This window comes from Winogradskyella sp. J14-2 (assembly GCF_001971725.1).
GTDB lineage: Bacteria > Bacteroidota > Bacteroidia > Flavobacteriales > Flavobacteriaceae > Winogradskyella.
Genome location: NZ_CP019388.1, coordinates 2,422,389 through 2,447,509, shown reverse-complemented (window position 1 = coordinate 2,447,509; position 25,121 = coordinate 2,422,389). Strand labels below are relative to the sequence as shown.

The following is a 25,121-nucleotide window of genomic DNA, read 5'->3' as shown; positions in this document are numbered from 1 at the left end:
TTATGTTCTAAAATGATCTACAGTCTAATTATCGATTAAAAGTTTAAAATCAACCATAAAAGACTAATAGGTAAACTCTGACGTTGGCGTCTAACTTCAATAAAATTAAAAAACCAACCACGAGATTCATGGTTGGTCTGCTGTTAATCAACAATTAAGGGATTAATTGTTTTTTTAAAACTTAGTTTTTCTCAAAAGTCAGTAAATCTGTGTCTCCATTTCCACCACTTATATCTATTAATTCAATTCTTGTAGAAGTTGCTGTTACAACATCCCAGTCGTCATTTAAATCTTCAAAATCACTGGTTTCTGGTACAGGGAAAAAGATGTTGAAATCTATGTCGCTACTACTGCTGTCGTCATCACTACTATCATCATCAGCTACAGACCATGTGCCAGTAATTGTATTTGTACCATTTGTTGCTACTAAAGAGCCATTAGCGTTAAAGGTAAAACCGTAACCATTAAAATCTGATGTTTCATTCTGCCCAGAGTCTACAAAGTTTGTAATTGTCCATGTTCCAGACTGCATGTCATCTTCTATTGCTGCAATTTGCTGGCTATTGGTAGGTGTTCCGTCATCGTCGTCACTTGAGCACATACTAGATAAGAGCGTAAGACTGAGCATTACAATGAATCCAAGATTAAAAATATTTTTCATAATATGTTGTTTTAGTTATATTTAATTAAATACAGTTGTCATTTTTAAATTCTAACTCGTCGTCATCCCCAGTCCTAAGTTCAAACTCTAGCTCATTATCGTCGTCGTCGTTTTCAATTTCATGAAGAATCCAAGCATCATTAATGTCATTAAATCCTGGGATATCAATCTCAAAAATAATATTGTTACCAGAGCCTGTTGCACTCCACGTGCCACTTTGGGTCTGTGATCCACTATCCCAAGTTACAACGAGGGTGCTATCTGTATTAAAAGTAAAGAAATAGTCTTCGTAATTATCTTCTAAGTCGTTATCATTTCTTTCTAATTCGTCGATGTACCAATCGGCACATTGGGTTATAAAATCTGTAACTAAATCCGTGGTACAATTATCACAATCGTCATCATTGTAATCATTGTCATCGTCCTCATCACAAGAATCATCTGCATCATCAATAACCATAGCTAATTCTTGAATATTATTTACGATTTGTGTTGTTCCGTCTGCTAATATCACGGTAATAGGGAAATCTATGGTAACGGCAGCATAATCTTCTAGATCATCAATAAAATTGTACATCTCAAAATCATTGTTAATGGTAAAAGAAAGAATCTGTTCGTTGTTTTCATTAAAAGCAGATGCCGTAATTGGGTATTGAAAATCTATACACTCAATATCATCGTCGTCAAAATTATCCTCAAAACAATCTTCAACAAAGTCCTCTAATTCATCATCAGAATTAATTTCTACTGTTGTAAAATCTGAAAGTACGATTGTTATTGGGTAAGAGATTACAATAGAGTCATCGTCGTCGTCAAACTCATCGAAAATAGCTTCAATATCATCCAAATCATCTTCATCATCTATTTGAAGTGTTGTACCATTTACTGTTACTGTTACCGGAAACTCTATACTGAGACAACTTGCGTTATCAATAATATTGTCTGAAGACCCATCATTGGTTACAACATTTTTCATTAATATGGCTGTTTGTGAATTGGGCTGTAATGTTTCTTCTACTGGTGGGTCAATACTCAGGTCTTCTTCCGTTCTGCACGATGCTGTTGTTAATAAGAAGACCATGCTTGTTAAAAAATAAATTAGTTTTAGTTGCGCTTTCATCGTTATTAGTTTTAATTATTATTCATGGTGAAAATCTTTCACGGTTTATTTATATAACAACTAGATTTCTAATTCTCCTGAAAAAAAATTAGTTTTTCTTTTCTGCTGTATCGTTAAATGCGCTTGTATCTAGGTTTTACAAGCTATTATCTATACTTTCTTAAAGTGAATTTTTTTTAACAGAAACAACTTAAGCTATTTTACATTTATATATACCTCAAAAAAAATATACTATTTTTAGATTAAAATAGATGACGTGCGTAAAAATATACCTGAAGATATTTGCGAGGAAACCGTTTTTGAACGTATATATAAGAGTTTAGGGCAAGATTTACACAACTTTTTATATTACAAATTTGGTTCTAAAATTAATGTAGATGATAAAGCTCAAGAAGCCTTTATAAAGCTATGGGATAACTGTAAAACAGTAAGTCTTTCTAAGGCAAAATCTTTTTTATTCACCGTTGCAAATAACTTGGTCCTTAATGAACTAAAATACCAAAAAGTGGTTCTAAAACACCAACGAGAAAGTTCTAAAAATTATACTTATGAAACTCCAGAATTTATTTTAGAAAAAGAACAATTTGCAGAGCAGTACAAAAATGTTTTAGAGTCACTAACAGAAGAACAACGTGTTGCTTTTTTATTAAGTAAGGTAGAAGGTAAAACCCATAAAGAAATTGCTCAAATGCTAAATATTACTCAAAAGGTTGTAGAGTATAGAATTTATAGTGCTTTTAATATTCTGAAAGACAAACTTGAAGCCTTTAGAAAAAAATAATCGGGAGAAACACATAGAAGGTTGTTATATAATAAATAGAACATCTTATGACGAAGGATGAATTAATAAAAAAATGGTTAAAAAATGAGCTCTCTACGGCTGAAAAAGAAGCCTTTCAGCAACTAGATGACGCTGATTTTAGCACTTATATTGTAGACTATGCTAAGCATTTTAAAGCTTCAAACCACTCAGAAATAAGTGATTTTAATAGTTTTAACCAACGCTACAAAAAACACAAAACTCCCGTTAGAAAAATTGATTGGTTCAATCCATTTATAAAAGTAGCAAGTGTGGTTATTGTTGCACTAGGTCTATATTTTACATTTTTCTTTAGTCAAGAAACGGAAATAAAAACTTTGGCTAACGAGAGTACAACAGTAACGCTGCCAGACAACTCAATTGTAGAGCTAAATGAATTATCAGTATTGGCTTTTAACGAGAATAATTGGAATAAAAATAGAGTTTTACAGCTCAATGGCGAAGCCTTTTTTGATGTTGAGAAAGGGCGTCGTTTTGATGTTAATACTTCTAATGGTACAGTGAGCGTTCTAGGAACGGAATTTAATGTCATCTCGCGAGACAATATTTTTAAAGTCACCTGCTACGAGGGTCTTGTGCAGGTTACATACAATGACAAAAATGTTAAGCTAGCTGCAGGAACAGAGTTCCGTCTAGCGCAAAGTAAAGGCTTAAAGTCAAAAATTGCTGTAACAGAACCTTATTGGCTAAAAAACATGAGTGTTTTTGAAAATGCCGACCTAACCAAAGTAGTCAAAGAACTCGAAACACATTTTGATATTAACGTTCAATATCCTACTAATTTCAATGCTAATTTTACAGGAGCTTTTGAACATGGTAATCTGGATAAGGCCCTAAAATCTATCGCCAAACCTCTTGGTCTGACCTATACTATTGAAAATAATAAAGTGGTCATTACAAGGAATGAGTAGAACTAAAATTTATATATTCTGTTTTATTTTGTACATATCCTATAGTCTGAATTTAAAAGGACAAACAGAATTACAAAACATCTCAATATCTACAGTTTTAGAAAAAATAACCAAGCAGCACTCTGTAACATTTAACTATGAGAGCAGCTTGTTAAAAGACATCGTTGTTGTACCATTACCTAAAGAGTTAAGTATTTCAAAAAAACTTAAAAAATTAGAGGAACAAACTAATTTGGTTTTTGAAAAGGTAAGTAATTATGTCTATACCATCTCTAAAACCTTGTCAATATGTGGTTTTATAACAGACTCAGAAACCCAATTAGCAATTGAGAATGTAACTATTTATGGTAAATCTGCTTATACTATATCTGATGAAAACGGTTATTTTGAAATTGAGTTGAAATCTAAAAATGAACTACTCACCATAAGACACCTAGGCTTTCAAACTATTGAGCGAGAAGCTTCATTTTTTAATCTAGAGGACTGCGCAACTATAACTCTTTTGATGCAAGAAGAAATTATTGCACCTGTACTTATTGAAACCTATCTTGTAAAAGGTATTAATAAAAGACAGGATTGGACTACCTCGATAGACTATAAAAGATTTAGCCTTTTACCTGGCTTAATAGAATCTGACGTCTTACAGACCGTACAAGCGCTTCCAGGTATTTTAAGTATTGATGAAACGGTATCTAACATTAATATAAGAGGTGGTTCTCACGACCAAACCCTTATGCTTTGGGATGATATAAAAATGTATCAAACAGGTCACTTTTTTGGTTTAATTTCTAGTTTTAATCCACTAATGACGCAAAAGGCTAGTATTATCAACAACGGCTCTGACGTGGCATTAACTGATGGTGTTTCTGGCACACTGCTTATAAAAACAGAAGATCAGATAGACTCAAAATTTAATGGCGTTTTTGGTATTAATTTTTTAAATGCAGAACTCTTTTCAAATATTCCTATTGGGCGTAAATCATCTCTTCAACTAGCGTCTAGAAAATCTTTAGATGACTTAGTTAGAACACCCACTTATGAGGTTTATTTTGACAGAATAACCCAAGAAACCGAAGCTGAAACCAATGTAGATAATGTCACTAATTCTGACAGAGATTTCGACTTTCATGATGCCGCTTTACGATGGTTATACCAACCAAGTGATAAAGATTATCTTCGTTTAAATTTTATTCTTATCAATAATAATTTAAGTTTTGACGAAAATGCTGTAATCAATAATAGCAATCAAGCACGCCAAAGTAGCGCGTCTCAAACAAGTACTGCTTTTGGCTTAAATTATAAAAGGTTATGGAACGATAAGCTAAGTTCCGATATCAACATTTACAATACAGATTATAAATTAAATGCAGTAAACGCTAATATATTGGAGCAGCAACGTTTTTTACAAGAAAACAGCGTGTCAGAAACAAGTATTAAGCTAAATAATCGTCTTGAGCACAACAACTTGGCTTATAACCTTGGCTATCAATTTACAGAAACAGAAGTCATAAACTTAAATGATATCGATCTCCCTCGTTTTGTTAGACGCGATGAAGAAGTACTCCACGAGCATGCCATATTTGGGCAAGCTTGGTTTAAAAACCAAAGTAATACCGTTTCTATTAGAGGTGGTATAAGAGGAAATTTTTTAGCACAATTCAGTAAACTAATTATTGAACCTAGGCTGAGCATTAGAACGGCAATTAACCAACATATTCAAATTGAGGCTCAAGGCGAGTTTAAGCACCAAAGTACCTCTCAGATTATAAACTTTCAGAATGACTTTTTAGGTATTGAGAGAAGACGTTGGCAACTTACCGAGAACGACAGTATACCTATTATACAGAGCAAACAAGCCTCTTTTGGCGTAACCTATAAAAACAATAATTGGTTATTAGATGCTAAAGGATTTTATAAAGAAGTTGATGGTATAACAACACAAAGTCAAAGTTTCACCACAAAATACGAGTTTACAAGAGAAAAAGGAAGTTATACAGCTTATGGACTAGAGCTTTTACTTCGCAAAAACATCAAGCATTTTAATACGTGGCTTAGTTACTCTTATATAAACAATACTTATACTTTTAAAATGTTAGATGAAATTGAGTTTCCAAGTAATTTTGACATTACCCATTCTCTTACATTTGGAACAACCTACAGCAATAAAAATTGGAATATTTCTGCTGGGATTAATTACAGAACCGGACAACCAACATCAGTACCTCTTGCCAACAATGAAATAATAGACAACACTGTTAATTTTGACCATGCAAATAATGATAGATTAGCTGACTATCTTAGAATTGATGCCTCTGCATTATTTAAGTTCAAAATCAATAACACGTTTAGATCAGAGTTAGGAGCATCTATTTGGAATATTTCTAATCGAAAAAATTTAATTAATAATTTCTTCAGAATAAATGATAGTAACCAAGTTGAAAAATTTATAAGACTTTCATTAGGGCTAACCACTAATGCTGTATTGAGGATTTATTTTTAACCAAAAGATTGTGTTCTCTACCAAACCTACTGCTCTAACTAGTTGTTAATATCAAAAGGCTATTATCTTATCTAGGCTTTTGCCTTATGCTTGCATGGTGAGCTATAATAAACCAAATTTGATTTTAACGTCTCGCGGTGTTTTGGCTTTAAAATAAAGCCAAAACACCTACAAATAACTGGCTCATAAATATTTAAAATTCTCTAAAGCATATAATATCTTTTCGTAGTCAATATATTACATTATTTTAGCAACAAACCTGTTTATCTTGTTTTTTTAAAGGTGCATTCTTTATGTTATATGATTAAATATTTACAAATAATATGTATTCCGCTCATCTTTTTTAGTCTCTTTAGAGGTGCTGCTCAAAACACAATTTACGAGCTACAATCCATTAGTCTCAAGGACGGTTTACCTAACAACAATACATTTGATATTGTGCAAGACCAGAATAACTTTATCTGGATAAGCACCATCGGAAGCCTTGTAAGGTACGATGGTTATGGGTTTAAAAATTACAATCTCTCTTTTTTTAATATTAATGAAAACGCAAAACTTTCAATAGCATTAGACCAAAAAAATCGCATTTGGTATTGTGAGGATATTGCTTATGCAGCCACATTAAAAAGCGGAATATTAGATACCGAAACCGATTCTATTTACTCTTTAGAATCGGTTTCTAATGGTTTAATTAAATCTAACTCTATCTTTTCGTTGAACCCATCTAAAAATAAGCACAATGTTATTTTTTTAACTACAAGAGATGGAGTCATTTACAAATATGATGGTACGTTTAAACAAATTTTTAAACTCCCAGAATTCAAAAACCGTCCTGTACATTGCGAAGTGGATGCGCAAGGGTTCTATTGGATTGCTTACTACAATACCAAGATCATTAAAATAGATGACAAGGGAAATATTTTAAAAACATTTAGCCTTAACAAGAGAGATTTCTTTTTCAAAAAAATACTAACCACAAGGCCTCACTTGGTGGCAATAGGTTATAACTCCAAATTAGAAAAAGAATATTGGGAGGTAAAAGATGATACGCTTACGCGATTAGACAAAGGTTTTAAAAACAATTTTCAACTTATAGAGTTCAATGACACCGAAACAGTTTTTTTTCAAAACGACACCTTATTTAAAAGCGGTTTTGAAAAATTAAATACCAAAACACCAATAACCTCTTATGGCAATGTCTCCAATATTAAATTCAATGATTACTTTATAGACCGCCAAAATATTTTGTGGCTTACTTCAGATAGGGGTATTTTTAAAATCATAGCCAAAAAGAACGCTTTTAATCTTTTTCAACCCAATAATAGCATTAGAGGTATTTACAAAGAAAAAGACTCCTTGTTTATTAGTGGTTATAATAAGTTCGCTATTTATAATTTAAAAACCAATGTAGAGTCCAGTGCTGTGATGCCAGATAAAATAGCAACAGGTTTTATTAGTGACCAAGAGGGAAACCTCTGGTTAGGCACTACTGGAAAATTTCTTTACAGATATAATTTAAAAACAAAAAATTGGCATCGGTATGAAAAGCTACCTTACAAATCCTTAAACATACCATACATAAACCCCATCACTAAAAAATTTTGGATCGGTACTGGTAATGGTCTCTCGTATTTAGATGATGACAAAAACATATTAGACTACACCAACTTTAAAAAACTTGAAGGCAGCCAAATTAAACAGTTTCTATACACTGCAGATGGTATATGGATAGTGTCTAACAAAGGGCTATTTTTAATGGATGCTACTTTAGAAAAAATCACCCAACATATTTCTACAGCAAATGGTTTGCCAACAAATAATCTAAACCACCTTCACATCGATGATGATGGTGTTTTTTGGCTTGCTACAAAAAGCCAAGGACTTATTAAATGGCATAGAAATAACGAAACATTAGAAACATTTACAACACAAAACGGTCTCTCCAACAATACCATTTATGCAATCTACGAAGATGACTATAATAACCTATGGTTGCCCAGTAATTATGGGCTAATGCGTTTTGATAAAATAAGTAAAGACACTCAAGTATTCACTGAAAGCGATGGGATAGCCAATGATGAATTCAACGCTTATGCACATTTTAAGGATAGCATCGGAACATTATATTTTGGTGGAGTCAATGGAGTAACGTCTTTTCATCCTAGAGATTTTGTGGAAAAAAAAATTGAGGATAACCCTCTTTATTTACTAAAAGCAAGCTTACTAAAAAAGAATGCAAAAGAGTTTCAACCCTTGTCGGTAAAAGCCAAACCCACAGACCCAATTAAGCTAAACTACGACAATCAGATACTTAAATTCGAAGTTAGTCTACTAGATTATAAGTACATATCTAACCATCAATATGCTTATAAAATAGAGGGCTTCCATAACCAATGGATCTACACTAAGGACAATGAGATTTCTATATTCAATTTCCCCTATGGCAACCATACCATAAGAGTAAAAGCAAAAGGCAACTCCGATCTTTGGTCCAACAACGAATTACTTATTCCAATTATTGTAGACAAACCTTTTTATCTAAAATGGCAATATATAAGCCTCTTCTTCATTATACTTCTACTTTGTATTTACTTTTATTTTAAATGGCGCATAATAAAACTCAATAAGGCAACAATTAAACTCGAGGCAGAGGTAGCAAGTAGAACACAGCAGATTGAAAAAGATAAACAAATCATAGAATTGCAAGCCAAAGAACTTAAAGCCTTAGATATTGCCAAGGGTCGTTTCTTTGCAAATCTTACGCACGAATTTAGAACACCGCTAACACTAATTGTTGGTCCTTTAGAACAGATAATAGATAATCCGCCACCTGCAGCAATATTAAAAAGACGTGCCACAGGTATACTAAATAACGCTAAGCACATTTTAGGGCTTATTAATCAATTATTAGATCTCACTAAATTAGAAAGTAAACAAATGCCTATTGAAGCTGTAAATGCTGATATTGTTTCACACACTAACGAATTGGTAGGTCGATTTCAAGGTTTGGCCGCACAAAATGCACAGCAACTATCATTTCAAAGCAAAAAACCTCGATGGAATATCAATTTTGATATTGACAAATGGGACAAAATAACATATAACCTAATATCAAACGCACTTAAGTTCACACCAAAAAACGGAGTTATTAAAGTGGTTTTAAGTCCGAGCAATATCCAGGGCAAAACGGCCGTAGAACTGCACGTTATAGACTCGGGTGTAGGCATAGAAGAAAAAAATAAGGATAGTATTTTCAACAGGTTTTATCAAGCAGATTTGTCCTCAACACGTGCTAACGATGGTACTGGTATAGGCCTGGCATTAGTCCGAGAACTCGTAGAGCTGCAAGGTGGTTCTATTTCTGTAACTAGTAAAATTAACAAAGGCTCTACCTTTAGGGTTTTACTACCTGTCTTGGCTGATGTCTATCTAAAACCTTACATCCAAAACCATCAAAATGAGTTTCTAATACCGTCAATGAAATATCATGAACTGCCTATTTCTATAAAAACCGAAACTGATGAAAAACTTGATGTTTTAGTGGTAGAAGACAACGAAGATATTCGTGATTATATTGCACAATGCCTTGGGCAAAAAACATACAACATCGCAACTGCCAAAGATGGCAAAGAAGGGTTAGAAAAAGCCTTATCTTCAATTCCAGACCTTATTATATCCGACGTCATGATGCCTAAAATAAATGGTTTTCAATTGGTAGAGGCTGTTAGAAACGAAATTAGCACATCACATATTCCTATTATCTTGCTTACCGCAAAAACCAATACAGACAGCAAATTACAAGGTCTAAAACGTGGTGCAGACGATTACTTAACCAAACCCTTTAATCCTAAAGAGCTTAATATCCGAGTTAAAAATCTCATTGAGATACGACAATCCCTTCAAAACAGATATAATCAAAACGAAATAAGTCTCGATGATACGTTTGAAAAGGAAGATGCCTTCATACTTCAACTCAAAGCTTACATTCTTGAAAACCTTCAGGAAACCGATTTAAACGGTGATATCATAGGTAAGCATTTTGCTTTAAGCCGTATACACTTATATCGAAAACTGAAAGCCTTAACTAACGTGTCCATTTCTGAATTTGTAAAAGACATAAGACTAGAAAAAGGGCTAGAACTATTATCTCAAAAGCAACTGAATATCTCTGAAATTGCTTACGAAATTGGTTTTACTTCACCGAGCCAGTTCTCACGTTCTTTCAAGGATAAATATGGAAAACCTCCTTCTAAGATGTAACATCTCGTCATGTTTTTGTAACAACAGAACATTTATAACAAAGCTTATACATCGACTTTTGTAACACACAGTTATTCAAAAAAATGTGATGTCACAACAAGAAATACAAATTGTATTACAACATATTTTTGTATCTAATTTTAATATTGGAGCATCAAAATTTAGTTGGGATGTGCCATTAGAGCAATTGGACGAGGACTTTAAAACCCTAAGCTTTCTAATTTTTTTGGAGCAACTCGTTAATACCGAATTTAAGATAAGAGCATCTATATTAGAACAGATTAACGTTTCTGTTCATACACCAAGCGATATCAATAACTTAATATTACGCAATCTACAACTCATTTAAACATCAATTTATGAAACATTTTTATCTAAGTCTAAGTTTAATATTTTTAAGTGTTTTAGCTATAAAAGCTCAAGACGATCAGGCAAATCAATCGCAACAAGTTGACGCCTCAAACCCAACCAATTTTTACACACAAGTAAATACCTTATTTGAATATACAACTCGCGAAGATGGCACTAATCTCTACGGATTTCGAGGCAATGTCATCTATACCTTTAATCCAGATAATTTAGTGCTGGCAGAAGTCCCTATTTTATACAACGATGCTACCAATAAATTTGGACTCAGCGATATACGCTTACGCTATTTTACAGTGGTGAAGCGTGTAATGACTAAAGAAAAATTTTCGGTCATTGCACCTTTTGTAGATGTTACACTCCCAACAGGTTCTTTTGAAAATGGCTTGGGTACAAGTAGCCTTGTAGCTTCTGTTGGTGCTATTTACGGTTTTGCCATTTCAAAAAAAGTATTAATGTTTCCGGGTTTAAGTGCTGTACATGTTACAAAACCAGGCACAGACCTTATCCCAGACGAGCTTAAAGCCTCAAGTACGGGTTTTGGTGCGCAAGCTAATATGAGTATCCGTTTTAACGATCGTTGGTTTCTCTTTGTAAACCCAATACTTACAATGCTAAATACCGATGGCGATTGGAACGAGCAGTGGACGGGCGAATTCAACCTTAACCACATGATTATTCCAAACAAACTAAAAGCCAATATTGGTTACTATCCAAACCTAACGGCCGAAATACACACCTTGCGTATTGGCGCAACATTTTTTCTGTAAACAACGTAAAACAACTCATACAACGATTAAAACTAAATACTAATGAAAAAACAATTAAGACTTCAGCTTATTCTAATAGCCCTTTTGTTTATTAGCGTTAAAACTTATGCGCAAGACAAAGAAAAAACACTTGTATTGTTTACCAATGCTACTGTTTTTGATGGTGTAAACGAAAAACTAATGACCGACACCGATGTTTTAGTCGAAGATAATCTTATCAAACAAATCGGAAAAAATATTAAAGCACCTAAAAACGCAGAAGTTATTGATATTGCAGGAAAAACCTTAATTCCTGGCTTAACGGATTGCCACGTACATATAATGTGGAATGACAATATTGAATATCTCATTTACAGCTCTCAAGACGGTTACCTTGGTGCTATGGCTGCAAAAAATGCCGAAAATATGCTAATGCGTGGTTTTACAACGGTGAGAGACCTTGGCGGACCAGCATTTGGGTTAAAAAAAGCCATTGACGATGGCGCCATCCCAGGACCACGTATTCTTCCAAGTGGTTCTTTTATCTCACAAACGGCTGGCCATGGCGATTTTGATACACGTATGAAATACCAATCTAACCATTTTACGGGTCAGACTGATTTGGCCTACACACGTGGTTGGACCATTGTTGCAGATGGAAAATCTGAAGTTATCAAAGCATCGCGCGAAATTCTAAGAGCTGGTGCCACCCAATTAAAGATTATGGGAAGCGGTAGTATCACAGGCGCACACGATCCGCTAGACGTTACTGAATATACATTAGAAGAGTTAAAAGCTATTGTAAAGGAAGCTGAAAAATGGGGCACCTACGCAACCATTCACGCTTACAGCTCAGAATCTGTTATGAATGCTATTGAAGCTGGCGTAAAAGCTATTGAACACGGATTATTTGCCTCTGAGGAAGCCATGCGATTAATGAAAGAGAAAGATATTTTCTTTTCAACCCAATTTTTATCGTACAGCGCAACACCTGAGGAAGCTGGTATGACTGGTGAGTCGGTTGCTAAGTATAATGAGGCTAAGGCTGGTGCAACCAACGGTTATAAAAATGCTAAAAAAGTAGGAGTTAAAATGTCGTTCGGTACCGATCTTTTGGGAGGATTGGAAGTTGCCAAGGCCCAAAATTTAGAGTTTTTGGCACGTGCAGAATACTTTACAGGCTATGAAATATTAAAGCAAGCCACTTCAAACAATGCCGAACTTTTTGAACGTAGCGGCAAACGTCATCCTTATCAACAAGGTGCACTAGGCGTTATAAAAGAAGGGGCTTATGCAGATATCGTTGTGGTAGATGGTAATCCTTTAGAGGATATAAAGCTTTTAAGCGATCCTGCGAAAAATTTAAAAATCATCATGAAAGATGGTAAAATCTATAAGAATACTTTAAATCAATAATTAATTCATCTAAAATATTTTATTATGAAAAACACAATGAAGCATGCTATTTTAGGATTACTTCTTTTAGCTGTTAGTCTTAATAGTTTTGGGCAAGACAAAGAAAAAATGTCCTATATACTCATCACTAATGCTACAGTTTTTGATGGTATTAACGAGAAATTAATGGAAGATACCGACATCTTAATCGAAAATAATTTGGTTAAGCAAATCGGTAAAAACCTAAAGGCACCAAAAGGTGCAGAAGTTATTGATGTCACCGGAAAAACACTACTTCCAGGCTTTATAGATGCACATACGCACTTAGCGTTGCACAGTGAGGTAGATTATCTTATTTACAGTTCACCAGAAGGCTACATGGGCGCAAAAGCAGCAACCAATGCCACACAGATGTTGATGCGCGGTTTTACAACGGTTCGCGATACTGGTGGCCCAACCATTGGTTTACGAATGGCTATTGATGAAGGAGCTGTTATTGGCCCTCGTATTCTTGCTGCAGGTAAAATGATTTCCCAATCTGCTGGTCATGGTGATTTTAATGCGCGACAAATTAATTGGTCACAGTATTTTGCAGGTCAAATCGATCCTGCATATATCAGAGGCTGGACCACCATTGCCGATGGTATTGCCGAAGTACAAAAAGCAACCAGGGAAACCCTTCGCTCTGGTGCATCTCTAATTAAAATCATGGGAAGTGGCAGTATTTTAGGCGCTCATGACCCCTTAGATGTTACGGAATACACCATTGAAGAGTTAAAAGCCATTGTTAAGGAAGCTGAAAAATGGGGCACGTATGCTACTATACACGCCTACACGTCCGAGTCGGTGATGAACGCCATTAATGCGGGTGTTAGAAGTGTTGAACATGGCTTGTTCGCCTCAGAGGAAGCTTTCCAATTAATGAAAGAAAAAGATGTATTCTTTTCAACGCAGTTTATGGCATTTAGCTCTACACCAGAAGAAGCTGGTATGAACGAAGTTGCGGCACCTAAATATTTACAGGCAAAAGAAGGTGCTGATAATGGTTACAGATTAGCCAAAAAAGTAGGTGTAAAAATGGCCTTTGGTACCGATTTAGTTGGTGGATTAGACATGAACACCTACCAACCACAAGAGTTTATAGCACGTTTAAAATACTATACACCTTACGAAATTTTAGTACAAGCCACATCATTAAATGCTGAACTTTTAGAGCGCAGTGGCAAGCGTCACCCATACCAAGAAGGCGCTTTAGGTGTTGTAAAAGAAGGTGCTTATGCAGATATCGTGGTAGTTGACGGAAATCCGCTGAAAGATCTTACGTTATTGACAGATCCTGAAAAGAACATCAAACTTATAATGAAAGACGGAAAAGTGTATAAGAATACTTTGAAGTAATTCTAACTTTAAACAGGTTACAAAGCCAATAGGCTTGTAATCTGTTTTTATTGTTTTTTAAACCTAAAATGTTATGCTAAAGCTTCAACTTTTTTCTAATATCTTGAAACCATTAAAGTCTAAATCGTATGCGTTTTCACTTCTAGCGTTTTCAATGCTTGTCTTTTTTTCTCTGAGCACAGACACATTACATGCACAACAAGAAAATGAAACGCAGCAGGATACTACGAAAACCCAAAGACCGTCGTTATTGAGCCCTTCGGATGCTAACAATCAGCTTAAAGCAGATGCTGAAGATAAGAATCCTACCATTAAAAAGGATTTTATTGATAAAGCGGTTGAAGCTAAAGAAGCCTTTTATAAAAAAACAGGTTTTAAAATTGGATTCGATTATAACTCGCTTTACATGGGAGCTACAGAAAGTTTAGGCAACAACAACCACACGGCAAGTGGTATTGCCAGACTTTATGGCCGTTGGGATCTTATAGGCCATGGCACTAATGATACTGGTGGCATTGTTTACAAAATTGAACACAGACATCGTTATGCTGAATTAACGCCTTCCCAATTAGGATTCGAAATTGGTTATGCAGGATCGCTACACCCATTATATAGCGACCAAGGTTTTAGAACTACTAACTTGTATTGGAGACAATCGTTCGCAAACGGAAGGGTTGTGGGTTATGCAGGGTTTTTAGATAGCTCGGACTGGACCGACGTTTACGCATTGGCAAGTCCGTGGGAAAGCTTTAACAACTTAGCTTTCTCTGTAGGTTCTGCAACTATTGGTGGTTTGCCAGATGGTACGCTTGGTGTAATGCTAAGCGCATGGTTAACCGACAAGGTGTATGCCATTGCCAGTATTACGGACGCTAATGCAAGAGCAACTGATATTTTTAAAGGTTTTGATACGTTTTTTAGCGATTTTCAAACCTTTAAAACCTTTGAGTTGGGTATCGTAAAAAGTAAGGAAATGGCGTTTGTAAACAATTTCCACGTTACTCTTTGGCAAATTGATGAAAGTAATTTTTACGGTTCACCAAGTGGTTGGGGAATCAGTGCTGGTGGTACAACAATGCTTGCAGGAAAATACGAACCTTTTTTAAGAGGTGGTTGGACCAAAGATGGTGGCAGTCTTTACGAAGCCTCTGTTAGCGCAGGTGTAGGTTATTATATGGGAAGCCATGTTTTGGGTGTTGGCCTAAATTGGGGAAAACCAAACGAAACGACTTTTGGTCCTGGTTTGGACGATCAGTGGACTTCAGAAATCTTTTACAGATGGCAAGTAGCGCATCAAATGCAACTGACACCAAATATTCAGTTAGTGGCTAATCCGGCTTTAAATCCCAATGCATCGTTTATACCTGTTGTTGGTCTGCGTTCGAGAATATTCTTATAAAACGCATCTTTTTTGTGAGTTAGCATTAAAACAACCAGAAAAAACAAAATGAAAAACTCGAAAATATTAAATATCGTAGCAAGCATAGAGCGCGTTATAATAATTGTACTCTTATTTGCATTATTAACCGTAGTCATATATTCTACTGTTGTTTTTCTTATTCTACTCTATGATGGTATTACCTACACATTAAATACAAATATTACACAAGAAAACAATATTTTAATCTATCTGCATACCATTTTTGGTGGTTTTATGTTGGTCTTAATCGGTATTGAATTACTACATACTGTAAAAATCTATCTTAAAGAGAATACTGTAAAAGCTGAGGTTGTTTTATTAGTAGCATTGATAGGTCTCGCAAGACATATCATCGATTTAGATTTGCATTTAGATCCAATTTCATACATAGGGATTGGTGTGCTTCTGATAGCATTGGCAGGGAGTTATTATCTAATAAGAAAAACATCAAATGATTAGATATAAAAAGAAACAAATTATAGAACTCAAAGGTATATTATGACCAAAAAGTATAAACTAAACTTAACGTACTACCTCATACCAATACTATTTAGTGCAAAGGCGTATTGCCAAGATAATATTAGTCTTAATGAAATTGACTATAAAATTAATAAAGGGAGATTTTACAGTTCCTTGAATTTTTCCCTAGATCAAAGAAATGCAGAGAACGAAAACCAGCTGATAAGACAGGTTATAGACCAGAACAAATACGATTATACAATAACAGCCAATGCAGGTTTTGCCATAAAAGACAACCTAACCTTAGGGTTTTCGGCTGGATATGGTAGGGCAAAGGAGGTCATTACATTTTTAGATCAAGACGACATGGAGGTGCAGTCTAACTTGTTGGAACAAAGCTTTTCATTCTTACCCAACCTTAGACAGTATATACCAATTGGGGCAGGAAGACTTCAAATTATAGTTCAAACGCAACTAGGTTTCACGTTTGGAGAATCTTTACAACGCGATTTTATGATGAACGACGTCAATAAAATAGAAACTGACTTTATAGATTTTCAATTGGGTATAAATCCAGGCCTTGTACTATTTTTTAATCGAAATTGGGCATTAGAAACAACGGTAGGTGTTGCTGGTTTTTCCGCAAGACTTGATGAAAAAACAGTGAACAACGATGTCGATGCCCAAGAAAAAGTTCAAACCACTAATATAGATTTAAAGCTCAACCTTTTAGAATTAAGTTTAGGAGTCGCCTATTACTTTAAATAGCTTTTAGATATGAAACATATAAAATTTATAATCTGCCTGGTTCTAAGTTTAGCAACACTTCATTCATGCATAGAGGAGGATAAATTCGGTTTGTCTTCATTTAAAGCCATTACCGCTTTTCAACTACCTATGCAAGATGGTACAACTACTATAAATGCAGAGGAACTGTTAATAGAGATTCCCATTGGTGAGGGTGTAAATTTAGAAAACATAGTACCTTCTAACATAGAAATATCAAACCTCGCTACTATTTCACCATTACCTAGCGAACCACAAGATTTTACAAATCCAGTACTGTATACGGTAACTGCAGAAGACAACACTACTGCCATTTGGACGGTTACAGTGGTTTCTACCTTGCCAAATCCACAGTTACCAAACAGCAATTTCGATCTTTGGTATCCAGTTAGCGATTACCAACAACCAGGAGAAAGTGAGGACACAACGGTTTGGGGCACTGCCAATAGAGCTTTAGCCATTGCTGGCGACGCAAATACCAATCCAGAGGATTTAGGAAATGGTGACTTTGCTGTTAATCTAACCAGTGTTGCGGCACCACTTTTAGTAAGAATGGCAGCTGCCACCTTATTTACTGGAAAATTTACAGATGGTTTTCCTAATCCTGCAGATCCAAGAAGTAATATTGATTTTGGCACACCGTTCTCGGGAAAACCAAATGCCTTTCGTTTAGACTACACTTATATACCTGGCGAGTCTTATGAAGATGAAGACGGAAACGTAATTCCTGGCTCAGACCAATGCGATATTTATGTGTTGTTGGAAAAAAGAGAAGGAGACGTTATTGAAAGAATAGGCACAGGTTGGTTTAGAAGCGACACGCAGGTAGATACATTTACAAACTTAGAGGTAGATATTATTTATGGACAACTAGATTCATCCTTACCTCAATTTGAATATGCTAATATTAGGGATGATGAGGTTTGGGGCAATGCCGAAGATACACCAACACACATTACAGTGGTGTTTTCCTCTAGCGCTTTGGGCGATTTTTTCACTGGTGCCATAGGCAGCGAGCTTCGGATAAACAATTTTGAATTAGTGTATTAGAAACACCAACGGTACTTAATTCAAAAGACCATTAAAAAATACTAATTATAGAAAACAATGATAAAAATTATAAAAATGAAAAAACAAATTATCGTATTAGTAAGCTTGTTTGTTCTTACCTATAGTTGTAAGCAAGACAACACTACTACAACTACCGAACAAGAAACTAGCAGCATCTCAGATCCATTACCTTCATGGAATGACGGTAAAACAAAAGATGAGATTATAGCCTTTGTGAAAAAAGTAACAACCGAAGGTACGCAAGACTTTGTACCTGTAGAAGACCGTATTGCCACTTTTGACAATGATGGAACGCTTTGGGCAGAACAGCCTATTTATTTTCAGTTATTTTTTGCATTAGACCAAATTAAGGTATTGGCACCAGAGCATCCCGAATGGAAAACTACCGAACCTTTTAAATCGGTTTTAGAAGATGATATGGAGGGCGTTTTAAAATCTGGAAAAGAAGGCCTTCTTAAAATAGCCATGGCGAGTCATGCCAATATCGATGCGGAAGATTTTAAGTCAGCCGTAAAGACTTGGATGGCCACTGCAAAACACCCTCGTTTTAATCAACCCTATAATGCTGTTGTTTATCAACCCATGCTTGAATTGATGACCTATTTAGAAGCCAATGGCTTTACAAACTTTATCGTTTCGGGTGGGGATATTGATTTTATGCGCGCGTGGGCAACAGAAACATATGGCATTCCTTCACACCGTATTGTTGGTAGCACAGTTGAAGCTGAATATGACAATACAGATGGCAAAGCCTCTGTGATAAGGTTACCTGGTGTGGTATTAGCAGATAGAGGCGATGGTAAACCTATTGGAATTTATAGACATATTGGTAAAAAACCCATTTTTGCGGCTGGAAATTCTGATGGTGATTTAGAAATGTTACACTATACAGATGCTAACACCCATCCAAGTCTTAAGTTATATGTACACCATACAGATGAAACAAGAGAATGGGCTTACGATAGGGATTCACCAATTGGTGAACTTAACAAAGGACTTGACGAAGCCATGGCAAAAAATTGGACCATTGCCAATATGAAAAACGACTGGAACATTATTTTTCCTTTTGAAAAGTAAGTCACCAAACCATAGAACAATTAAACTTGCACACAAACCATGAATCTATTTTTTAAAAAAGTAAAAGAATCCGTTAAATACTGGTATCTCGTACTTATTATTGGTATTTCATTGATTATCACAGGAATTTGGACGCTTATAAATCCAGAAAATTCGTTTTTGGCTTTAAGTATCATTTTTAGTATTTCCTTTCTGTTTAATGGCGTTTTAGAAATACTCTTTTCAATTATGAATCGTAAAGAAATTGAAAATTGGAACTGGACTCTATTTTTGGGTGTTATAAACAGTGTAATAGGAATTATGCTGCTTTCAAATCCTGCAGTTTCAATATTAAGCTTATCGCTTTATGTTGGTTTCGCTATATTGTTTCGTTCATTTTGGGCTCTTGGCACCTCTATGGATTTAAAACATTATGGCCTAAGCGAATGGAAAAACTTAATGATAATTGGAGCTTTAGGAATGGTGTTTTCTTTTATCTTAATTGGAAATCCTGCATTAGCAGGAATGACGCTTGTACTATGGACAGGCATGGGATTTTTATTTAGTGGTATATTTAATACTTACTTAGCATTTAAAATGAAAAGCCTTCATAAAAATTGGAATAAAGTTTCTGCTGAAGTAAAGTTAAAACTAGATGAAATAGAAGCAGCTATTAAAAAAGAGCTGCATTAAATTTATAAGTTACACATAAAAAGGCTGTCTGAAAAGGCTAAAAAAACTGTCACTCTATGCTTGTTTAAGAATCCTATCAGATAATTTTCAACTATAAATAGAATCTGAAATAAATTAATAGAGATAAAACATTCTCTTTTTAACTTAGAATTCAGCCTCACTAAAATTAAAGAACATTTGCCTTTATACATTTTCATAATTTACATTCTTATACTGCTCATTGTTTGCATTAGAATTATTATTAATACCACTACGCCAAGCAAAGGGCTTGCCTACCTTCTTTTAGTGATTTCATTTCCTGTAGTAGGTATTATTTTTTATCTAAGCGTAGGGTTAAATTATAGAAAGAAAAAATTATACCAAAAGAAGATTCTTATAGATGAAAAAGCCTTTCCTGAAATTAACGAAAGAAAGCAGTTACACTCTCAAAAGGTCTTAGCAAAACATAAGGACACGTTGGGCAATTTTTATCCGATGTTGAACCTACTTAAAGACAAAAGTTTTAGCTCAGATAATAATACTGTTCAACTTTATATTAATGGCGAAAATAAATTTCCTGCAATAATTGATAGTCTAAAAGCCGCAAAACACCATATTCATATAGAATATTATATATATGAAAATGATACCATTGGAAACGAGATTGCAGAATTATTAATTGCCAAGGCCCAAGAAGGTGTGAAGGTTAGATTTATTTATGATGACCTAGGCAGTAAAAATATACGCTCTAATTTTGTAAAAAAACTACAGAAAGCAGGTGTGGAAGCCTTCCCATTTTACAAAATTAATTTCATCCATTTTGCCAATAGACTTAACTACAGAAATCATAGAAAAATTATTGTTATTGATGGAACAACAGGCTTTGTGGGTGGCATAAACGTTTCTGACAAATACATAAACACGTCAAAAAACAAACTCTTTTGGAGAGATACACATTTAAAAATAGTAGGCACCTCCGTTTTGAACTTACAATTTACTTTTTTAACAGACTGGAATTTTTGTTCAAAACAAAATATAGCATTTTCCCAAGACTACTTCCCTATTGTTAAAGAAGAAAAAAAATATGGAAACGACCTCGTACAAATTGTAGCTAGCGGTCCAGATTCGGACCATCCTAATATAATGTACTCTCTTGTACAAACCATTTTGCTAGCAAAAAAAGAACTCTTAATTACTACGCCTTATTTTATACCTAACAGTTCGTTCATTAATGCCATAAAAATTGCAGCTCTAAGTGGTGTAAAAGTAACATTATTGGTGCCAGGTATTTCAGATTCATTTATTGTAAATGTTACCTCTCAATCATTTTATCAAGAATTATTAGAAGTAGGTGTAAAAATATATAAGTACAATAAAGGCTTTGTACATGCAAAAACCTTAGTGTGCGATCAAGAAATCGCAGTAGTTGGTACCGCAAATTTAGATATTAGAAGTTTTGATCTTAATTTTGAAATCAATGCTATTACTTACGATACTATAATTGCACAACAATTGTCCAATCAGTTTTATGAAGATTTACAAGAATCTATACAACTTGAAATAGTAAAATGGAACAACAGACCAGTTTACGTTAAATTTATGGAAAAGGTTTTTCGGCTGTTCTCATCGTTAATGTAATCATTAAAATAACATACCGTAACAAAATAAAGTCTGGTCAAAACTAAGTATTACATTTTTAAGATTTTAGTTAATTACCCAATTTGGTTTGTCAATTAGTATACGTGCAAAATTAACCTTCATATTCTTCGAGAATGACTTTGTGGACCCATTCCATAGCTTGACTCAGCGTATCAAATATCTTAAACGGTTTAGAATAAAAGTTGCTTTCAAATTGAGCATTATCGCGTGCTACAGGTTTATCTGTAACAATAGCTATTGCCAATAAATTATGAATTTTTGAGGTAGTTAAATAAGTCAAAGGATCTACCGAATACGAAAAATGTCTGTTAGATATATAAATAACAGGTTTATTACTAAAATGTCTGTCAATAATTTTTCGTAGAATCTCGTTATCTTTTGGTGTTACGGTTTCACCCTCTTCGATTTGGTTTACCAAAAATTCATCGAAAATAAAAATTTTCGCACCACCCAAATCATAATTATAGAACATACTCATGTTTAAACTTTTTTAAAATTCTAAATATAAATAAATAATAACTTTTGTTTTGTTATTTTTTGAAGAATTAAACCTGTGCCATAGTAATGTATAGCGCTAAAAAAAACCGCTTAGCAGTAGGGCAGAAAATGCGTTTATTCTTAAAAAATTAAAGAAAAGCGGCTATTATTTGAGTAACAATTAATCCGATTTTCATTAAATTAATGCAACAAAAGCCTCAGCAAAGCGCTAAAGCTTCTCTATCTGTACACTACGTAAACCTATTGTAAAACCAACACATAAAGTTGTTCTAGAATTTAGTTAGATCCTAATAAAAACAAAAAACCTCCAATGTCAATAAACAAAGGAGGTTTTGTACTGAAGGCGGGACTTGAACCCGCACGGCCATAATGGCCATTGGATTTTAAGTCCAACGTGTCTACCAATTCCACCACTTCAGCATCAAGTTACGGGCTGTAACTTTAATTGGTATATATTATTGTGGAGCGAAAGACGGGATTTGAACCCGCGACCCTCACCTTGGCAAGGTGATGCTCTACCCCTGAGCTACTTTCGCATTTTTTAAAGAACTGTTTTGTTATAAAAGCGGATGCAAATTTAAAATAAATCTTATAAATGCAAAGACTTTTTTTAAATAAATTACACCGTAACTATGCTTGCTTTTTCTTTAAGAGCATTCGTTTAATCTCGTTGAGCTTCATTAGGGCTTCTACAGGTGTTAACGTATCTATATCTGTTTGTAAAATTTGGTCTTTAATCTCTTCTAAAAGAGGGTCATCTAAGTTAAAGAAGCTTAGCTGCATATCGTCTTTTAAAGATCTTACTTTATCCGTCAGCTCATCACTTGAGTGGGATTTTTCAAGTTTAGAAAGTATTTTATTTGCACGGCTTATAACCTGCTGTGGCATACCAGCCATTTTAGCAACATGAATACCAAAACTATGTTCGCTTCCTCCTTCAATTAGTTTTCTAACAAAAAGTACATTGTCTTTTAATTCTTTAACAGCTACATTAAAGTTTTTAATCCTGTTAAAGGTTTCTGTCATTTCATTAAGTTCGTGGTAATGTGTTGCAAATAATGTTTTTGGTCGTGCAGGATGCTCATGTAAATATTCACTTATGGCCCAAGCGATAGAAATACCATCATAGGTACTCGTACCACGACCAATTTCATCTAACAGCACCAAACTTCGTTCTGAAATATTGTTGAGAATTGATGCTGTTTCATTCATTTCTACCATAAACGTAGATTCTCCCATAGAAATATTGTCGCTCGCTCCTACTCGTGTAAAAATCTTATCTACAAGTCCAATTCTGGCTTGTGCTGCTGGTACAAAACTTCCTATCTGTGCTAGTAATACAATTAATGCCGTTTGTCTTAAAATTGCCGATTTACCAGACATGTTTGGCCCAGTAATCATTATAATTTGCTGCGATTCTCTATCGAGGTAAACATCATTTGCAATATAAGCTTCACCTAATGGTAATTGTTTTTCTATAACAGGATGACGACCTTCCTTAATATCTAGCTCAAAACTGTCATCAATTTGAGGATAAGAATAGTTATTACTCTTTGCCAAGCTCGCAAAGCCACAAAGGCAATCTAACTGACCAACTAATTGCGCATTTTGCTGTACCTGAACGATAAATTGATGCATCCAGCTTACCAACTCCGCAAACAACTGTTGCTCTATAGCTAAAATACGCTCTTCGGCACCTAATATTTTTGCTTCGTATTCTTTTAACTCTTCGGTAATGTAACGCTCTGCACTTACCAATGTTTGCTTTCGCACCCACTCTTGCGGCACTTTATCTTTGTGCGTATTTCTAACTTCAATGTAATAGCCAAACACATTGTTTGATGCTATTTTTAATGACGGAATGCCTGTATGCTCACACTCGCGCTCTAACATTTGATCTAGATAGTCCTTGCCTGACTTTGACAAACCTCTAAGCTCATCAAGCTCTTCTGAAAAACCTTCAGCAATAGTATTCCCTTTTAAGACATTAACCGGAGCTTCTTCGTTTAGCGTTTGCTTTATTTTTTCGCGTAGTAAATCGCAATTATGAAGACTACTTCCAATAATTTTTAAGGCTTCATTTTCACAACTTTCTGCAACAGACTTAATAGGAACAATTGCTTCCAAAGAATTTTTAAGCTGAATCACTTCGCGTGGACTTACCTTAGTGGTTGCAATCTTAGAAATAAGACGTTCTATATCTCCAATATGCTTTATGTGTCCTTGCATTTTTTGAAGCGCAACATCATGCTCCAATAAATACTTAACAACCTCATGGCGTTGTTTTATTTTTTCGGCATGCTTTAATGGCAAGGCTAACCAACGTTTTAAGGTACGACCTCCCATTGCCGAAATTGTTTTGTCAATAACGTTAATTAAGGTTACTGCATTGGCATTGGTAGAATGGTATAATTCTAAATTTCTAATGGTGAATTTATCCATCCAAACATAATCGTCTGTAGCAATTCTGGAAATGGTTGCGATATGATCTAACTTGTTATGCCTTGTTTCACTCAAATAGTGCAACACAACTCCTGAAGCAATAATACCTTCATACAAATCTTCTACGCCAAACCCTTTTAAAGTTTTAGTATTAAAATGCTTGGTTAATGTTTCATTGGCATAATCTGCTTGAAACACCCAGTCTTCGAGATAAAAATTATGAAAATCATTTCCAAACGTTTCAATGAAAGACTTTCTGCATTTTTTTGAAATAAGCACTTCACTAGGATTAAAATTCTGAAGTAACTTATCTATATATTCTGCATCCCCTTGAGAGGTTAAAAATTCACCTGTTGAGATGTCTAAAAACGAAATTCCGATGTAGGTTTTATCAAAATGAACAGCACACAAAAAGTTATTAGACTTAGAGTGTAAAATATCATCATTTAATGCTACGCCAGGCGTTACCAATTCTGTAACTCCGCGCTTAACAATTTTTTTGGTCTGTTTAGGATCTTCAAGCTGATCGCAAATTGCCACACGCTCACCTGCTTTTACCAACTTTGGTAAATAGGTATTTAAGGAATGATGCGGAAAACCAGCCAATTCAGTTTCGCTATCGCTACCTGCACCACGTTTGGTTAAGATAATATCTAGTATTTTTGATGCTTTTATAGCATCACTACCAAAGGTTTCATAAAAATCTCCAACTCTAAACAGCAATAATGCATCAGGATACTTTGCTTTAATAGCATTGTACTGCTTCATTAATGGTGTTTCTTTTTTTGCCTTTTTAGCCAAGAGAAATGTGTATTTTTGCTGTAATTGTAAGATTGCTAATGTAGCCAAATAGCCTCACTATATGAAGTCTTTTAAGC

The 25,121-nt window shown here is 34.6% G+C and carries 19 protein-coding genes and 2 tRNA genes; 15 read left to right on the top strand and 6 right to left on the bottom strand.

The annotated features are described in order from the left end of the window. Positions 1-181: 181 nt before the first annotated feature. A complete protein-coding gene (locus tag BWZ20_RS11010; protein ID WP_232217100.1) occupies positions 182-661 on the bottom strand; it encodes a hypothetical protein in 480 nt (159 codons plus the stop codon). Between the two features lie 25 nt (positions 662-686). After that, positions 687-1,781 carry a hypothetical protein gene (locus BWZ20_RS11005; protein WP_076619977.1) on the bottom strand — a complete coding sequence of 365 codons (1,095 nt, stop codon included), beginning with the start codon at positions 1,779-1,781 and terminating at the stop codon, positions 687-689. Between the two features lie 256 nt (positions 1,782-2,037). Between BWZ20_RS11005 and BWZ20_RS11000 the strand changes: the two genes are divergently transcribed. The 15 genes from BWZ20_RS11000 (at position 2,038) to cls (ending at position 21,282) form a co-directional block, all read left to right on the top strand. Next, positions 2,038-2,562, top strand: a complete 525-nt coding sequence (locus BWZ20_RS11000; RefSeq protein ID WP_076619975.1) for an RNA polymerase sigma factor — start codon at positions 2,038-2,040, stop codon at positions 2,560-2,562. 47 nt (positions 2,563-2,609) lie between these two features. Next, positions 2,610-3,512 (top strand): FecR family protein, encoded by a 903-nt coding sequence (locus BWZ20_RS10995; protein WP_076619973.1) that lies wholly within the window; start codon positions 2,610-2,612, stop codon positions 3,510-3,512. Then, a complete protein-coding gene (locus BWZ20_RS10990; protein ID WP_076619971.1) occupies positions 3,505-6,012 on the top strand; it encodes a TonB-dependent receptor in 2,508 nt (835 codons plus the stop codon). Before BWZ20_RS10995 ends, BWZ20_RS10990 begins: the two co-directional genes overlap by 8 nt. A gap of 300 nt (positions 6,013-6,312) precedes the next feature. Continuing rightward, entirely contained in the window at positions 6,313-10,272 is a 3,960-nt protein-coding gene (locus BWZ20_RS10985) for a response regulator (protein WP_076619969.1), read from the top strand. A gap of 88 nt (positions 10,273-10,360) precedes the next feature. Further along, positions 10,361-10,621, top strand: a complete 261-nt coding sequence (locus tag BWZ20_RS10980; protein ID WP_076619966.1) for a hypothetical protein — start codon at positions 10,361-10,363, stop codon at positions 10,619-10,621. 10 nt (positions 10,622-10,631) lie between these two features. Further along, a complete protein-coding gene (locus BWZ20_RS10975) occupies positions 10,632-11,408 on the top strand; it encodes a hypothetical protein (RefSeq protein WP_076619964.1) in 777 nt (258 codons plus the stop codon). A 42-nt stretch (positions 11,409-11,450) separates the two neighbouring features. Next, positions 11,451-12,803: a metal-dependent hydrolase family protein gene (locus BWZ20_RS10970; RefSeq protein ID WP_076619962.1), complete on the top strand. Its 1,353-nt coding sequence runs from the start codon at positions 11,451-11,453 to the stop codon at positions 12,801-12,803. Between the two features lie 24 nt (positions 12,804-12,827). Continuing rightward, positions 12,828-14,180 (top strand): metal-dependent hydrolase family protein, encoded by a 1,353-nt coding sequence (locus BWZ20_RS10965; protein ID WP_083677211.1) that lies wholly within the window; start codon positions 12,828-12,830, stop codon positions 14,178-14,180. 73 nt (positions 14,181-14,253) lie between these two features. Then, the gene (locus BWZ20_RS10960; protein WP_076619960.1) at positions 14,254-15,579 is read left to right on the top strand and encodes a carbohydrate porin; all 1,326 of its coding nucleotides are present in this window, start codon (positions 14,254-14,256) and stop codon (positions 15,577-15,579) included. A 48-nt stretch (positions 15,580-15,627) separates the two neighbouring features. Beyond that, positions 15,628-16,059, top strand: a complete 432-nt coding sequence (locus BWZ20_RS10955) for a phosphate-starvation-inducible PsiE family protein (protein ID WP_083677210.1) — start codon at positions 15,628-15,630, stop codon at positions 16,057-16,059. Positions 16,060-16,098: 39 nt separating this feature from the next. Beyond that, positions 16,099-16,827 (top strand): autotransporter outer membrane beta-barrel domain-containing protein, encoded by a 729-nt coding sequence (locus tag BWZ20_RS10950; protein ID WP_157358394.1) that lies wholly within the window; start codon positions 16,099-16,101, stop codon positions 16,825-16,827. 9 nt (positions 16,828-16,836) lie between these two features. Continuing rightward, the gene (locus tag BWZ20_RS10945; protein WP_076619955.1) at positions 16,837-17,895 is read left to right on the top strand and encodes a PCMD domain-containing protein; all 1,059 of its coding nucleotides are present in this window, start codon (positions 16,837-16,839) and stop codon (positions 17,893-17,895) included. Positions 17,896-17,970: 75 nt separating this feature from the next. Continuing rightward, a complete protein-coding gene (locus tag BWZ20_RS10940; protein ID WP_076621337.1) occupies positions 17,971-18,993 on the top strand; it encodes an HAD family hydrolase in 1,023 nt (340 codons plus the stop codon). 39 nt (positions 18,994-19,032) lie between these two features. Next, the gene (locus tag BWZ20_RS10935) at positions 19,033-19,665 is read left to right on the top strand and encodes an HdeD family acid-resistance protein (RefSeq protein ID WP_076619953.1); all 633 of its coding nucleotides are present in this window, start codon (positions 19,033-19,035) and stop codon (positions 19,663-19,665) included. 177 nt (positions 19,666-19,842) lie between these two features. After that, positions 19,843-21,282, top strand: a complete 1,440-nt coding sequence (cls, locus tag BWZ20_RS10930) for a cardiolipin synthase (protein WP_232217099.1) — start codon at positions 19,843-19,845, stop codon at positions 21,280-21,282. Between the two features lie 112 nt (positions 21,283-21,394). On the opposite strand, the gene BWZ20_RS10925 is transcribed toward cls, so the two are convergent. From BWZ20_RS10925 to mutS, 4 genes are all read right to left on the bottom strand, one after another. Continuing rightward, a complete protein-coding gene (locus tag BWZ20_RS10925) occupies positions 21,395-21,781 on the bottom strand; it encodes a hypothetical protein (protein ID WP_076619949.1) in 387 nt (128 codons plus the stop codon). A gap of 355 nt (positions 21,782-22,136) precedes the next feature. Continuing rightward, positions 22,137-22,221: transfer RNA gene (locus BWZ20_RS10920), tRNA-Leu, on the bottom strand. A 41-nt stretch (positions 22,222-22,262) separates the two neighbouring features. Beyond that, positions 22,263-22,337 (bottom strand) — tRNA-Gly (locus BWZ20_RS10915). A 94-nt stretch (positions 22,338-22,431) separates the two neighbouring features. Beyond that, positions 22,432-25,044 (bottom strand): DNA mismatch repair protein MutS, encoded by a 2,613-nt coding sequence (gene mutS, locus BWZ20_RS10910; protein WP_076621336.1) that lies wholly within the window; start codon positions 25,042-25,044, stop codon positions 22,432-22,434. Positions 25,045-25,121: the final 77 nt, after the last annotated feature.